This is a genomic window from Pseudoalteromonas luteoviolacea DSM 6061, assembly GCF_001625655.1.
Lineage (GTDB): Bacteria > Pseudomonadota > Gammaproteobacteria > Enterobacterales > Alteromonadaceae > Pseudoalteromonas > Pseudoalteromonas luteoviolacea.
This window is the reverse complement of record NZ_AUYB01000109.1, coordinates 1-13,647: the sequence shown is the minus strand read 5'-3', so window position 1 is coordinate 13,647 and position 13,647 is coordinate 1. Positions and strand designations below refer to the sequence as shown.

General features: G+C 42.2%; 15 protein-coding genes and 5 tRNA genes. 17 read left to right on the top strand and 3 right to left on the bottom strand.

The window, feature by feature from the left end; genetic code table 11:
* Positions 1-80: 80 nt before the first annotated feature.
* Positions 81-875 carry a M48 family metallopeptidase gene (locus N475_RS14765; RefSeq protein ID WP_063359258.1) on the top strand — a complete coding sequence of 265 codons (795 nt, stop codon included), beginning with the start codon at positions 81-83 and terminating at the stop codon, positions 873-875.
* Positions 876-954: 79 nt separating this feature from the next.
* On the opposite strand, the gene N475_RS14760 is transcribed toward N475_RS14765, so the two are convergent.
* On the bottom strand, positions 955-1,461 hold the full coding sequence (locus N475_RS14760; protein WP_063359259.1) for a M48 metallopeptidase family protein: 507 nt from the start codon (positions 1,459-1,461) through the stop codon (positions 955-957).
* Positions 1,462-1,530: 69 nt separating this feature from the next.
* Here N475_RS14760 and N475_RS14755 point away from each other — a divergent pair, with 69 nt between their 5' ends.
* Complete coding sequence (locus tag N475_RS14755) at positions 1,531-1,965, top strand: GFA family protein (protein ID WP_063359260.1); 435 nt, start codon at positions 1,531-1,533, stop codon at positions 1,963-1,965.
* A gap of 38 nt (positions 1,966-2,003) precedes the next feature.
* Here N475_RS14755 and N475_RS14750 read toward each other — a convergent pair whose 3' ends face one another.
* Together N475_RS14750 and N475_RS14745 are read right to left on the bottom strand one after the other, a co-directional pair.
* Complete coding sequence (locus N475_RS14750) at positions 2,004-2,210, bottom strand: hypothetical protein (protein WP_063359261.1); 207 nt, start codon at positions 2,208-2,210, stop codon at positions 2,004-2,006.
* Positions 2,211-2,278: 68 nt separating this feature from the next.
* Positions 2,279-3,127 carry a DUF72 domain-containing protein gene (locus N475_RS14745; RefSeq protein ID WP_063359273.1) on the bottom strand — a complete coding sequence of 283 codons (849 nt, stop codon included), beginning with the start codon at positions 3,125-3,127 and terminating at the stop codon, positions 2,279-2,281.
* 198 nt (positions 3,128-3,325) lie between these two features.
* On the opposite strand from N475_RS14745, the gene aspS reads away from it, so the two are divergent.
* The 15 genes from aspS (at position 3,326) to N475_RS14670 (ending at position 13,606) form a co-directional block, all read left to right on the top strand.
* A complete protein-coding gene (aspS, locus tag N475_RS14740) occupies positions 3,326-5,101 on the top strand; it encodes an aspartate--tRNA ligase (RefSeq protein ID WP_063359262.1) in 1,776 nt (591 codons plus the stop codon).
* Positions 5,102-5,211: 110 nt separating this feature from the next.
* Complete coding sequence (ruvC, locus tag N475_RS14735) at positions 5,212-5,733, top strand: crossover junction endodeoxyribonuclease RuvC (protein ID WP_063359263.1); 522 nt, start codon at positions 5,212-5,214, stop codon at positions 5,731-5,733.
* Positions 5,734-5,735: 2 nt separating this feature from the next.
* On the top strand, positions 5,736-6,353 hold the full coding sequence (ruvA, locus tag N475_RS14730) for a Holliday junction branch migration protein RuvA (RefSeq protein WP_063359264.1): 618 nt from the start codon (positions 5,736-5,738) through the stop codon (positions 6,351-6,353).
* A 2-nt stretch (positions 6,354-6,355) separates the two neighbouring features.
* Positions 6,356-7,357, top strand: coding sequence for a Holliday junction branch migration DNA helicase RuvB (gene ruvB / locus N475_RS14725; protein ID WP_063359265.1), 1,002 nt, complete (start codon positions 6,356-6,358; stop codon positions 7,355-7,357).
* Between the two features lie 843 nt (positions 7,358-8,200).
* A complete protein-coding gene (gene tolQ, locus N475_RS14720; protein WP_063359266.1) occupies positions 8,201-8,905 on the top strand; it encodes a protein TolQ in 705 nt (234 codons plus the stop codon).
* Positions 8,892-9,320: a protein TolR gene (tolR, locus tag N475_RS14715; protein ID WP_063359267.1), complete on the top strand. Its 429-nt coding sequence runs from the start codon at positions 8,892-8,894 to the stop codon at positions 9,318-9,320. Before tolQ ends, tolR begins: the two co-directional genes overlap by 14 nt.
* On the top strand, positions 9,320-10,261 hold the full coding sequence (tolA, locus tag N475_RS14710; RefSeq protein WP_063359268.1) for a cell envelope integrity protein TolA: 942 nt from the start codon (positions 9,320-9,322) through the stop codon (positions 10,259-10,261). The genes tolR and tolA overlap by 1 nt, the downstream gene beginning before the upstream one ends.
* A gap of 9 nt (positions 10,262-10,270) precedes the next feature.
* A complete protein-coding gene (gene tolB, locus N475_RS14705; protein ID WP_063359269.1) occupies positions 10,271-11,629 on the top strand; it encodes a Tol-Pal system beta propeller repeat protein TolB in 1,359 nt (452 codons plus the stop codon).
* A gap of 41 nt (positions 11,630-11,670) precedes the next feature.
* Positions 11,671-12,207, top strand: coding sequence for a peptidoglycan-associated lipoprotein Pal (gene pal, locus N475_RS14700; protein ID WP_063359270.1), 537 nt, complete (start codon positions 11,671-11,673; stop codon positions 12,205-12,207).
* 17 nt (positions 12,208-12,224) lie between these two features.
* On the top strand, positions 12,225-12,980 hold the full coding sequence (gene ybgF / locus N475_RS14695) for a tol-pal system protein YbgF (protein ID WP_063359271.1): 756 nt from the start codon (positions 12,225-12,227) through the stop codon (positions 12,978-12,980).
* A 151-nt stretch (positions 12,981-13,131) separates the two neighbouring features.
* Positions 13,132-13,207 (top strand) — tRNA-Lys (locus N475_RS14690).
* Between the two features lie 24 nt (positions 13,208-13,231).
* Positions 13,232-13,307, top strand: a tRNA-Lys gene (locus N475_RS14685).
* Positions 13,308-13,328: 21 nt separating this feature from the next.
* A tRNA-Lys gene (locus N475_RS14680) sits at positions 13,329-13,404 on the top strand.
* Positions 13,405-13,430: 26 nt separating this feature from the next.
* Positions 13,431-13,506 (top strand) — tRNA-Lys (locus N475_RS14675).
* A gap of 24 nt (positions 13,507-13,530) precedes the next feature.
* Positions 13,531-13,606, top strand: a tRNA-Lys gene (locus tag N475_RS14670).
* Positions 13,607-13,647: the final 41 nt, after the last annotated feature.

Here is a 13,647-nt window from a genome sequence, read left to right as displayed (position 1 = left end):
GTTCAAGCTGTGTATTTGTAGTTTATTATTTACCTATAATCTGCAATCAATTTGCAAACAAACGATACGTAGGAAGTATTATGAAAAAAGTTTTAGCGTGTATGTTAGTTGCTTTGACTCTCAGTGGGTGTAAAACGTCTCCAACAGGTAGGACGCAAATAATGCTCTACCCAGAACATCAGATGAATGAGATGGGGCTAGCAAGTTTTGACCAAATAAAATCGAAGCAAGCTGTTGATACCAATCAAGCAAATAACACCTATGTGAAATGCATCGCGGACGCGCTAATCGCGCAATTACCGAATAAATACGCTTCTCAAAAGTGGGAAGTCGTGGTGTTTAAAGATGATAGTGCCAACGCGTTTGCTTTACCTGGCGGTAAAATTGGTGTGCACACAGGGCTATTAAAAGTAGCTAAGAACCAGCATCAATTAGCAGCTGTAATGGGCCATGAAGTTGGGCATGTTATCGCACAACATGCCAATGAGCGGGTTTCTCAAAGCAGCTTACTACAAGCGGGCCTGCAAGTGAGCAATGCAGTGATGGAAATGAACAATATTGAACATCGTAATGCAATTATGCAGGGCCTTGGAGTGGGTGCTCAAGTTGGCATTGCGCTACCATTTAGCCGCGGTCATGAAACTGAGGCTGATATCATTGGACTAGAACTGATGGCTAAAGCAGGGTTTAAACCTATTGGTGCAGTAGAGCTTTGGCGAAATATGGAAAAACAAGGTGGTGAAAGGCCAATGGAATTTTTGTCTACGCATCCATCACCGGACAATCGCATCCAACGATTGAGTGACAACATGTCATCGGCAAACAATCTTTATCGCAACGCCCAGCAAAAAGGCTTAAACCCAACTTGTAAGTAATATCTAAGTAGCAGTGAGGTAGCGCTCTTCATTGGCGTGTAAAGTGTTGCCTCAATGTTCGCTATTCAATCAGCCAAGCTTACTTATAGAAATTCAACCCTTGCTCATCGAGTACAATAAATAGTCGCAAATCTAGTTCTAGTTGATGGTAATCCGGCTCTATATGACAGCAGAGTTTATAAAATGCTTTATTGTGTTCAGCGTGTTTAAAATGCGCGAGTTCATGCACAATCAAAGCTCGTAAAATAGCTTCGGGTGCATATTTTAACTGATTATTAAGAGCGATATCGTAGCGAGCTTTTAACTTTTTACCGTGTATCTTTTGTTGCTGAGTATGAGTGCCTAAAGTGCCTTTCACCATATCTGTGTGTTTGTTAAAACTGACAGAATTGAGTCGCGGAGTATTCTTCAAAAAATGTTGTTTTATTTCAGTGCTATATTGATAAAGTAGCTGTTGATTTTGTAACTGATGCCCCGTAGGGTATTTATGTTTAAAATATGACTGTAGTTGATTTGTACTGATTAATTGGCGAATTTGAGCCTGTAAATTTTCAGGATAGTGCTGAAAGTATTTTAATTCTTGCATTACGGTCTTTAATTGGTGTGTTTTCTCACGTACTCTCTAAGCCAGATTATAACGCAAGGAAAAAAGTAAATGTACAAGGCGAGCTGTTTGTGCAAAGAGGTCGAGCTAGAAATACATGGCCCAATTGAAAGCATTATTCACTGCCACTGTTCTTTATGCAGAAAGTCCAGCGGTACAGCATATGCGACAAATGGATTTATCTCCACCGACTCAATGAAAATCATTAAAGGAAAGAAACTGATAAGGTCATATGCCTTCAAACCAGGCAGGCTGCGTCATTTTTGCAGTATTTGCGCCTCACCATTATTTAGTTCCAATGCAGATCTACCGGATAAATTGAGGTTGCGGTTAGGAATATTAGATTCCGATATAGAAGAGCGGCCGATGTCCCATAATTTCGTAACTTCGAAAGCGAATTGGGAAAACTTGGATGCTGATTTACCTAGGTATGATACTTTTGAGCCAAGTCGATTGAAAAGTCGCTTGAAAAGTCGCTTGAAGTAATCATGGAGTGTGAGTGAAGCCACTCACACTTTAGAGCCTTATTTAGTTTCTTCCAACGCGCAGCAATCAGATGCTCTAGAATTACCACCAAAAGTCATTATGTGTGGCAGGTTACAACAGTCTGATGCGCGAGAATTACCGCCACTGCCGCCAGCACCTACGATGTCATTTGTCTGGGTTTTTGGCAAACGCGCTTTATCCAATGAAAGAGTCTTAACTTGTTTTTTTTGTAGTTTTAGCAACATTTTTTAATCCTTTATTTATTATTGATTTCACTTGTACATTGCATCACATCAATATCTGTGTCAACTACTTACAGCAAGCTACCCTGCTTTGGTTGTTGCTCAGCAGGGAATGGAAGTAAAACCTTGTGCTCTATACCAAGGTCTTGTACAAACTGCCGGGCAAGCAGTGGAGAATCATAATTATCAGCAGTGTGGAAAAACACCATTGGCTCTTTACCTTGCTCTAACCAAGCGCGAATTTTTTTGAGCCAAGGGGCGTAAAAACTTCTATTATTGTCGAGATTAGAGCACCCAACAAACCTAAGCATAGGCCGATGCCCTGTTGCAATCACATTGACTGGCACACGAGGTTTTTTACGCTGAGCATCTATAATGGCGGGTGTGCTTGCTGGCTCACTAAATAGCGGGCGAGTATCCATGATGATGCGATTGATGTTGTGTTGAATCAAGTATTGATTGAACTGTTTTTCGTTTTCATCTTTGCTGAAAAAGCCAAGGTTTCTTACTTCAATACCAATACACATGTCACTGGGTAAAGAGGTCATAAATTGTTTGATCCGATGTAAGTGCTCAGGGCCGCAATTTGCTGGTAACTGAACCATTATCATCGCCATTTTTTCAAACAAAGGTGAGAATAAATTACACCAAGCAAGCGTCTCTTTCTGGCAATTTTGTAAGGCCAATTCATGAGTGATGTGTTTAGAAATCTTAAAAGTAAACCTAAAGTCGTTGGGAACGGCGTCTCTCCATTGCAAAATGGTGTCAGGCTTTGGGTTTGCGTAAAAGCTGGTGTTGCCTTCAACACTATTAAAGATACTCGCGTATTCCCTCAACATGTTACTACTTTGACAGTGTTGACTAAAAAATCGACCTTTCCAGTGTGCTGAGCTCCATTGTGGACAACCTAAATACAGCATAATGTCTTTCATTGATGTTTTTTCTAAGTCTAACAAACTGTGAGTACCTAAAAAAACCAACTTTACGCATATTCATCATGATTGGAGGATGACAAAGCGGTCTATTTTTATATAATTGGCGATTAATTTTGTTAATTACGATAGCCCGTAGGCGAAACTGCACTTTGAAATGTAAAAGCCTTGGCAAATAGGAACGATATGCGCTCTATATACTGCGGAAAATTAAATAAGGACCACGTAGGTCAGGAAGTCGAACTATGTGGTTGGATCAACAAACGCCGTGACTTAGGTGGGTTAATTTTCGTCGACTTAAGAGATCGCGAAGGCCTAGTACAAGTTGTATTTGATCCTGAAGTTGAAGGGTTAATGGACGTTGCAAACACATTACGCCAAGAGTTTTGTGTAAAGGTAACAGGTAGCGTGCGCGCAAGACCAGAAAGCCAAGTCAACAAAGACATGGCAACAGGTGAAGTAGAAATCTTAGGTACTGGCCTTGAAATTATCAACCGTTCAGAGCCTTTACCACTGGACTTTAACCAACAAAACTCTGAAGAGCGTCGTCTTAAGTATCGTTACTTAGACCTAAGACGTTTAGAAATGAGCGACCGCATTAAGCTGCGTGCTAAAGCTTCTAGTTTTGTTCGTCGTTTCCTAGATACTAACGACTTCTTAGACATCGAAACGCCAGTATTAACGAAAGCGACACCTGAAGGAGCACGTGATTACTTAGTTCCAAGCCGTGTACATAAAGGTAGTTTTTATGCATTGCCTCAGTCTCCACAGTTGTTCAAACAGTTGTTAATGATGTCTGGCTTTGACCGTTACTATCAAATCGTTAAGTGTTTTCGTGATGAAGACTTAAGAGCTGATAGACAGCCTGAATTTACGCAGATCGATATTGAAACGTCTTTCATGACTTCTGACCAAGTTCGTCAAGTGACTGAGCGTTTGATCCGCGAAATGTGGCAGGAGCTTCTTAACGTCGACTTAGGTGAGTTCCCAGCAATGCCATATTCGGAAGCGATGCGTCGTTTTGGCTCAGACAAGCCAGACTTACGTAACCCTCTTGAACTTGTAGACGTTGCGGATATCGTAAAAGATGTTGAATTTAAAGTGCTAGCAGGTCCTGCTAACGACGAAAAAGGCCGTGTTGCGGTACTAACCGTCCCAGGTGGTGCTGAGTTATCTCGTAAACAAATTGATGAGTATACTAAGTTTGTAGGGATTTATGGCGCAAAAGGTCTTGCTTGGATGAAAGTTAATGACCGTGAAGCTGGTATGGAAGGTGTTCAATCACCTATCGCTAAATTCTTAAATGAAGATGTTATTTCAGCACTACTTGAGCGCACTAACGCGCAGACGGGTGACATTATTCTATTTGGTGCCGACAAGCGTAACGTTGTAAATGAAGCAATGGGCGCACTTCGTCTTAAAGTCGGTTTAGACAGAGAAATCACTGATTTAAATAAATGGGCTCCGCTTTGGGTTGTTGATTTCCCAATGTTTGAAGAAGACGATGAAGGTAACCTTCATGCGGTACACCACCCATTCACTGCACCAAAAGATATCAATGCTCAAGAGCTTGAAGCAAACCCTGGTGAAGCAATCTCTGATGCATATGACATGGTACTTAATGGATACGAAGTGGGCGGTGGTTCTGTGCGTATTCATAACAATGAAATGCAACAAGCTGCTTTCAGGATCTTGGGTATTGAAGAACAAGAGCAACAAGATAAGTTTGGCTTCTTGTTAGATGCACTGAAGTACGGTACTCCGCCACATGCGGGTTTGGCATTTGGTCTTGACCGTCTGGTAATGCTGTTATGTGGTACTGACAATATTCGTGATGTTATTGCATTCCCGAAAACAACACAGGCTTCTTGTCTAATGACGGATGCACCAAGTGTTGCTAACCCAGATGCACTGACTGAACTCGCCATTGCTGTACAGCAGGCACAAAGCGAAGAGCAGTAATTACGAAACATGCTTGAAAAGGCGGCCCGAATGGCCGCCTTTTTTGTTTTGATACTGGTAATCTATACAGTATTTTGGCATGATGTGGAAAAAATTAAGAGAGTAATGCCTTGGCAGTTTTATTGGGGATAGACCCAGGTTCCAGATTTACCGGTTATGGTGTTATCCAACATCAAGGTGCAAAATTTCAGTATCTTGGCAGTGGCTGTATCAAGCTTGCTGATCATGACTTTCCCATGAGATTGAAAATGATTTATCAAGGGGTTAGTCAACTAATAGAGCAGTTTTCGCCAGATAGCTTTGCGATTGAGCAAGTTTTTATGGCACATAACCCGGACTCTGCGTTAAAGCTCGGGCAAGCTCGTGGTGCAGCGATTGTTGCCGCAACAATGCAAGAAGTGCCGGTACATGAATACTCGGCTAGGCAAATAAAGCAGGCGGTAGTTGGAACTGGTGGCGCAAACAAATCTCAAGTACAGGAAATGGTAAAACGAATTTTAAAGCTACCAGGTACCCCGCAGGCCGATGCCGCTGATGCGCTGGCTATTGCAATTTGTCACGCACACTCTGAACAAAATTTAATTCGATTGGCAGGCAATGCTAAAAAAACAGTTCGTGGAAGGTTAAGGTAATTATGATAGGCAAATTAAGTGGAACTTTATTAGAGAAACAGCCGCCAGAGATCTTAATTGATGTCAACGGAGTCGGCTATGAAGTGCAAATGCCGATGACATGCTTTTATGAGCTGCCAAGTGTTGGGCAAGCTGCTGCGATTTTTACACACTTCGTAGTGCGCGAAGATGCGCAATTACTATTTGGTTTTAATCACAAGACCGAAAGAGCATTGTTTAGAGAGTTAATTAAAGCAAATGGTGTAGGTCCCAAATTGGCCTTAGCTATTTTGTCTGGCATGTCGGCAGAGCAATTTGTTCAATGCGTTAATAATGGAGATGCGTCAACGCTCGTTAAAATCCCAGGAGTGGGCAAAAAGACAGCAGAGCGACTAGTCTTAGAAATGAAAGACAAGCTTAAAGATTTTGGTCATGACTTGTTTACGCCATACAGTGATAACGCTGTGCTGCCGCCACAAGAAGATCCTACTGTGGGTGCATTACCCGCTGACGACGCAATTGCAGCTTTAATGGCATTAGGCTATAAAGCGGCACAAGCTCAAAAAGCAGTGAAAGGTGTTAAGGGTGAAGGCTTAGATGCTGAAACCTTGATTAAAGAAGCTCTCAAATCCATGATGTAATTATGATAGAAGCAGATAGACTTATTGAGCCCGAGGTGCAGGGCAATGAAGAGCAAATAGACCGTGCTATTCGCCCGAAGCTTTTAAATGACTACACGGGACAGCCCCATGTTAAGCAGCAAATGGAAATTTTTATTGAGGCTGCGCGGTCACGTGGTGAGGCATTGGATCACTTGCTAATATTTGGGCCACCAGGGCTGGGCAAAACGACTCTAGCAAATATCGTGGCCAATGAACTTGGTGTTAACATTAAAACCACTTCAGGGCCTGTACTTGAAAAAGCTGGAGATCTGGCTGCAATGCTCACCAATTTAGAGGAAGGTGATGTATTGTTTATCGATGAGATACACCGCCTCAGCCCGCAAGTTGAAGAAATTTTGTATCCAGCCATGGAGGACTATCAATTAGACATTATGATAGGAGAGGGGCCAGCTGCTCGCTCTATAAAATTAGACTTACCACCATTTACACTAGTGGGTGCCACCACAAGGGCTGGTTCTTTGACATCACCGCTTCGCGATAGGTTTGGTATTGTTCAACGTCTTGAATTTTACTCTGTGGAAGATCTGGCAACGATAGTCAGCCGCTCAGCACACTTTTTGAATCTTGAGACATCTGAAGAAGGGGCAAGGGAAGTCGCAAAACGAGCAAGAGGGACTCCTCGTATTGCAAATCGTTTGCTACGACGAGTACGTGACTTTGCAGATGTAAAAGGTGACGGCAGTGTAGACGCACAGATAGCGAGCCAAGCGTTGGACATGGTGGACGTAGATAAATGCGGCTTCGATTATATGGACAGAAAGTATTTGCTTGCCATTATAGAAAAATTTACTGGTGGCCCTGTTGGTCTAGATAACTTAGCAGCAGCGATCGGTGAAGAAAAAGAAACCATCGAAGATGTCATCGAACCTTTCTTGATTCAACAAGGGTTTATTCAGCGTACTCCAAGGGGACGCATAGTCTCTGATCGAGCATATATGCATTTTGACTTAAGCAAAGAATAAGCCTGCTTCAAAGCCACCGTATGCATTTACTGTGGCTTATGTTCCTTCCTTTATAACTTCAATTACTTCGACTTTTCTTATTGGCTTCCCAATCGTAGTTTACTAAATCGCAGGCAAAAAAAAGCCCGCACATGTGTGCGGGCGAAAACAACAAGTTGAAGGAAGTAATCCAGGGAACTGATGAGTCTGTTAAGGTTTTATCCAAAAGTTTCTCATCAAAGTAATAGAACAATCAGACATCTATTACTTAGGTAACTGGCTTTGCATTGCGTTAAGCAGTGCGCTCAGTACAGGGTGTATATTAAAGACTTCAGTGGTGTTTATCAAACTAGAAAAATTATATCTTTCAGATAAAAAAAACTAATGTGAAAATTCGGTGGCTATTTTCTTATGGTTAATTAACGACTCTATTTGTATTTTTATCTTGTTGTTTTTATTGGCTTTGTATTAATTATGCGCAGATTGTGAATATTAGATAAATTGTTGTTAATTGGTATTACCAATCGGTTTTTGAGCATTTATTCGTTCAAAGTGAATAAATTAGGGCTTTTATGCATGTTGAGTAAATATTTAGGCTGCGTTCAGCTCGCTGGAATAAAAATGTTAATTGCATTGGAGTCACTAGAAATAAAAGGACTTAATTATTGATATATCCTTACAGCTCAATAAATAGGGACCAAGGGGCAGATTGTGTCATTTATCGACATTTACGCTAATTTTATAGCTTTGACATTGTAAGGCACTATTTGTGTGGTTAAACTAGCTGAACCTTTTGTCGTGCTTGAAGTCTATCAGTTGAAAGGCGCCATGCCGGGTACACAATATTATTAGGAGTGTTAAAACGTGGAATCGGGTCTAAATTTCATTGATCTAATCTTAGAAGCCAGTGTGCTTGTTCAACTTGTAATGTTGACTTTAGTGGGTATGTCGATTGCGTCTTGGGCGATCATATTCCAACGCCGCGCAGTGATTGCTGAAGCCCAAAGCGACGCGAGAAAGTTTGAGCAGCAATTTTGGTCAGGAATGGATTTAGGAAAGTTATATAACGAAATCACAGCTCGTTCGGGAAGCTCAAAAGGTTTGGAAGCTTTATTTGTGGCTGGCTTTAAAGAATTTGCCAGACATAAAAAGAACAATACTGGTTCGGCAAATATGATTTTAGATGGCACACACCGTTCAATGCGTGTTGCATTATCTCGTGAAGTAGAAAAATTAGAATCAAGCCTTTCATTTTTGGCAACGGTTGGTTCAATAAGTCCTTACATAGGGCTATTTGGTACGGTGTGGGGGATCATGACCGCGTTTATTGCGCTTGGCAATGTAAAGCAAGCTACATTGCAAATGGTGGCACCGGGTATTGCCGAAGCATTGATTGCAACTGCAATGGGCCTATTTGCCGCCATTCCTGCTGTAATGGCTTACAACCGCTTTGCTAAGCATGTTGAAAAACTAGAAGTGAACTACGCCAATTTTATGGAAGAGTTTGCCAATATTTTACATCGTCAAGCTGCCACGTTAGTAGAGGCGAAAAGCAATGTATCAGCCTAAAAAGAGACGCCCTGTTGCAGAGATAAATGTGGTGCCATACATCGACGTGATGTTGGTATTGCTGATTATCTTTATGGCAACAGCTCCCCTGATTACGCATGGTGTAAAAGTTGATCTACCTCAGATGCAAGAATCTGATTTGGTAGAGACGAAAGATGCGCCGCCTATTATCGCAAGTATTGATGCAGAGGGACGTTACTTTGTGTCAGTAGGCACTGATCCTGAAGCACCAATGGACGCAGTGGAAGTTGCTGCAATTATCAAACTTAAATTGCAGCAGAATCCAGATACTCCGGTGTTGATCAAGGGGTCTGGTCGAGTGTCTTACCAAGAAGTATTGTTGTTGATGGACTTTTTAAAAAACGCAGGCGTACCTTCGGTAGGATTAATGACTAAATCGTTTGAGGACAACTAATGGATGCGTTAACAAGCGGAATTATCAAGTCGTTTCTGCTTCATTTTGCGCTAGCGGGGATGTTGTTTGCTTCAGCTAATTTGCAAATGTCAAAGCCTACCGTGATGCAAGTGCAGCTCAATCCAGTCAGTGAATCCGTTGAAGAAGAAAAAGTAGTCTCTGCTATTTCCGTTGATCAACAAGCGGTTGAACGTAAAGTGGCTGAATTAAAAAGACAAGAAGATGCGAAAAAGCGTGCTGAAGAAAAGCGTATCCGCGATTTGGAACGCAGAGCGCTTCAAGCCCGTAAAGACCGAGAAGCGGAAGCAAGACGGATTAAAAAGTTAGAACAGCAGCGACAAGCAAAGCTGGCAGAAAAGCGTAAAGCAGAAGCACAGGCTAAAAAAGCCCGTGAGGTCGAGAAAAAGCAACGAGCGGATGCTGAAAAAGCACGCAAAGAAAAGCTACAAGCTGAGCGTGCTGCAAAAGCGGCAGCAGAAAAACGCAAGTCTGAAGAAGAGCGCTTGAAAGAAGCTGAAGCTAAACGTAAGCGCCAAGAAGAAGAAGCCAAGCGCAAAGCCGAAGCTGCCGAGCAGGCACGTCAAAAGGCCTTGCAAGAACAGCTATTACAAGAGCAGTTAGCTCAAGAACAAGCTGCACGCGCCAAAGTTCGTCAACAACAAGTTTTAGGTGAAGTAGACAAATACAAAGCGCTTATTATGCAGCGTATTCAGTCTAATCTATTGATCGATGAAAAGATGAAAGGTAAGCAATGCCGTTTGAATATTCGTCTGGGATTCAATGGGCTAGTAACACAAGCTAAATCTCTAGGTGGTGATAAATTGGTCTGTGAAGCTGCTCTAAGAGCTGTGCGTATGGCGGATACTTTACCAGTTTCTAAAGACAAAGATGTCTTTGAGCAGCTTAAAAATATTAATTTAACGATTAAACCAAACCTTTAAAGGAAAACCATGTTAAAGCATTTTAAGAACATATTGTTGGTTTTTGCTTTCGGTATGACGACCCTTGCCAATGCGGCACTCGAAATTGTCATTACCGAAGGGGTCGACAGTGCAAGACCGATTGGGGTTGTGCCATTTAAATACATAGGTAATGGGGAAGCACCTTCAGAAATTAGCTCGGTGATTGCTGCCGACTTAATGAGAAGTGGTAAATTTAAGCCTGTTTCTGAAGAGCAAATGCCTCAGTTACCCACGACAGATGAAGAAGTTGATTACGACGCTTGGGTGAGCCTTGGTGTTGAGGCGATTGTAATTGGTACTGTGACACAGCAGCCTGCCAATCGCTATTTGGTAAAGTATGAGCTTATTGACGTGTTACGCGCACAAATTACAGGTGGTGAAACGCGTATGATGAGCAATGGCAAGTTAATGAAGAGCCAAGATCACGTTATGGAAAGCCGCCAAAGTGTGATTGATAGTGATTCATTCCGTTATTATTCTCATCAAATCAGTGATGTTGTATATGAAGCGTTGACCGGTGAGCGAGGTGCGTTTAGAACCAAGATCGCTTATGTGATAGTACGTGAAGAGCAGGATAAGCCATATCAGCTTGTAGTGGCAGATTACGACGGCTTTAATGAGCAGGTGCTACTTCGCTCCAAAGAGCCTTTAATGTCACCAGCTTGGTCTCCTGATGGTAATAAACTGGCATATGTTACTTTTGAAAACCGCCAGTCACAGATCTATGTTCAAGATATTTATACAGGTAAGCGAGAAAAGATCACCAGCTACAAAGGCATTAATGGTGCACCGCAGTTTTCGCCTGATGGCACGCAAATGTTAGTGGTCTTATCAAAAGACAAAGGCGGAGCGACAGAAGTGTACGTTATTGACTTGGAAACCCGCAGCGAAAAGCGCTTAACTAAGCACAGAAGTATAGATACTGAGCCAAGTTGGCATCCAAATGGCAGAGAAATTGTTTATACGTCTGAAAGGGGTGGTAATGCCCAGATATATAAGTTAAATTTAGATACTGGTAGATCTAGACGTGTAACCTTTGATGGCGATATGAACTTAGCTGGTTCTATTACGCCAGATGGTAAACAATTAGTAATGGTAAATCGCACGTTAGGTCAGTACCATATTGCAAAGAAAGAATTTGATTCAGGGCTGTTTCAGGTGCTAACTCGTACGAGACTCGACGAATCCCCGAGTATTGCGCCGAACGGCTCTATGATTATTTACAGTACCCTGCATAATAATAAGCAGGTTTTGGCCCTGGTGTCGATGGACGGTCGCTTTAAAGCGAGATTGCCAGTACTTGACGGGCAAGTGAAGGCACCGGCCTGGTCGCCGTTTTTACAGTAAAATTTACTGGTTAGACTTATAAAGATATAGGAATATACTCGATGCAACTTAACAAAACTTTAAAGGCTTTATTGGTAGCTTTGCCTGTAATGACTTTAGCTGCATGTAGCTCATCATCTGGTGATTTTGACGGTGGTGAAGGTCAGCAAACCAATGCTTCTTCTAACAGCAACAACGACAATGTTGATGTAGGTACAATGAAGCCTCAAATGACTGCTGAAGAGAAGCTACAGAAGAAATATGCTGATTTGCGTCAAAAGCAAATCGTATACTTCGATTTTGACCGCTCTACTGTTCGCAGCGAGTACGTTGAGTTACTACAAGCACATGCTGACTTCCTAGTTAAAAACCCAAGCGTTAAAGTACTAATCGAAGGTCACGCAGATGAGCGTGGTACACCTGAGTACAACATTGCACTAGGTGAGAGCCGTGGTAAATCAGTTGCTAAGTACCTTGAGAGCCTAGGTGTTTCAGATAGCCAAATCTCTGTAGTGAGCTACGGTGAAGAAAAGCCAATGGTTAAATCGCGCACTGAAGAAGCTTTTGCTAAGAACCGTCGCGCGGTATTGGTATACTAATTTAGACAAGAGATGTTATGAAGCCGAAAACTATTTTGGCAGCCATCATCTTTCTTAGCGGGAGCTCCCAGATTTGGGCAGCTCCCGCTACTGTTTATGATGCTGCAAACTCACAGAAATCGCTTGAAGAGCGTGTTGCTGAACTTGAAAAGATGATGAGTAATCGAAATCGTGTTCAAGCAGACTTACAATTACAATTGCAGCAATTGCAAGACGAAGTCAGCCAAGTTCGTGGTTTTACCGATGAGCAAAGCTACAAGCTTGAAAAGGTTTTACAGCGCCAGCGCGAGTTATATCAAGAAATTGAAAACCGCGTCACACAAGTTTATGAGCAAACTAAGTCAGACATTGCAGCAACAACTATCCCAAGTGTGGGAGAACAAGCTGTGAGTAGTAATTTGTCTGAAAATGAGGCTTATGATCGAGCTGTCGCTCTTATCATGAAAGATAAGCGCTATGATGCGGCGATCCCTGAGTTTCAAAACTTTTTGCAACAATTCCCTGAGTCTGTGTATATTCCAAATGCACATTATTGGTTAGGCCAGCTACAATCTATTAAAAGTCAGCCAGCAGAAGCAATAAAGCACTTCACAGTAGTTGTTGATCAATTCCCTGATTCTAACAAGCGTCCAGACGCTATGCTTAAGTTGGGTACCTTGGCTGCAAATGCTGGTGATAAAGAAAAAGCAAAGCAACTGTTTAACGACTTGATCAAAGAGTATCCTAGTACGACTGCTGCAAAATTAGCAACAGAGCGCTTATCTAAGCTTTAGTAAGCTGCTTTGTGTACACTGTGGTCTAAAAATAGGCGCTTAGACATAAAATTTAAAAAAAACAGCGTAATTCAGTTGCACTAGAATTTTAAATAAGTATTATAAGCGCCCGCAGCAGGCGATACGGTATCGACTTATTGCTGCATTGAGTGGGTCATTAGCTCAGTTGGTAGAGCAGTGGACTTTTAATCCATTGGTCGATGGTTCGAGTCCATCATGACCCACCACTTTTGCTTAATTTTGATATGAGCGGGTCATTAGCTCAGTTGGTAGAGCAGTGGACTTTTAATCCATTGGTCGATGGTTCGAGTCCATCATGACCCACCATTAAGCGTAAAATTCCCGAGCGGGTCATTAGCTCAGTTGGTAGAGCAGTGGACTTTTAATCCATTGGTCGATGGTTCGAGTCCATCATGACCCACCATTTTAAGTTGTTTCATATCCTCGAGCGGGTCATTAGCTCAGTTGGTAGAGCAGTGGACTTTTAATCCATTGGTCGATGGTTCGAGTCCATCATGACCCACCATTTAAGCATTTCAATATCCAGAGCGGGTCATTAGCTCAGTTGGTAGAGCAGTGGACTTTTAATCCATTGGTCGATGGTTCGAGTCCATCATGACCCACCATTAGCTTAAACCTGGATATTAGAGCGGGTCATTAGCTCAGT

What these genes read in the sequence shown, in the direction of transcription:
- tolB (WP_063359269.1), top strand. Translation starts at nt 10,271, where the DNA reads ATGTTAAAGCATTTTAAGAACATATTGTTGGTTTTTGCTTTCGGTATG.
- ybgF (WP_063359271.1), top strand. Translation starts at nt 12,225, where the DNA reads ATGAAGCCGAAAACTATTTTGGCAGCCATCATCTTTCTTAGCGGGAGC.
- N475_RS14745 (WP_063359273.1), bottom strand. Translation starts at nt 3,127, where the DNA reads ATGCTGTATTTAGGTTGTCCACAATGGAGCTCAGCACACTGGAAAGGT.
- tolA (WP_063359268.1), top strand. Translation starts at nt 9,320, where the DNA reads ATGGATGCGTTAACAAGCGGAATTATCAAGTCGTTTCTGCTTCATTTT.
- pal (WP_063359270.1), top strand. Translation starts at nt 11,671, where the DNA reads ATGCAACTTAACAAAACTTTAAAGGCTTTATTGGTAGCTTTGCCTGTA.
- N475_RS14765 (WP_063359258.1), top strand. Translation starts at nt 81, where the DNA reads ATGAAAAAAGTTTTAGCGTGTATGTTAGTTGCTTTGACTCTCAGTGGG.
- N475_RS14755 (WP_063359260.1), top strand. Translation starts at nt 1,531, where the DNA reads ATGTACAAGGCGAGCTGTTTGTGCAAAGAGGTCGAGCTAGAAATACAT.
- N475_RS14750 (WP_063359261.1), bottom strand. Translation starts at nt 2,210, where the DNA reads ATGTTGCTAAAACTACAAAAAAAACAAGTTAAGACTCTTTCATTGGAT.
- aspS (WP_063359262.1), top strand. Translation starts at nt 3,326, where the DNA reads ATGCGCTCTATATACTGCGGAAAATTAAATAAGGACCACGTAGGTCAG.
- ruvB (WP_063359265.1), top strand. Translation starts at nt 6,356, where the DNA reads ATGATAGAAGCAGATAGACTTATTGAGCCCGAGGTGCAGGGCAATGAA.
- tolR (WP_063359267.1), top strand. Translation starts at nt 8,892, where the DNA reads ATGTATCAGCCTAAAAAGAGACGCCCTGTTGCAGAGATAAATGTGGTG.
- N475_RS14760 (WP_063359259.1), bottom strand. Translation starts at nt 1,461, where the DNA reads ATGCAAGAATTAAAATACTTTCAGCACTATCCTGAAAATTTACAGGCT.
- ruvA (WP_063359264.1), top strand. Translation starts at nt 5,736, where the DNA reads ATGATAGGCAAATTAAGTGGAACTTTATTAGAGAAACAGCCGCCAGAG.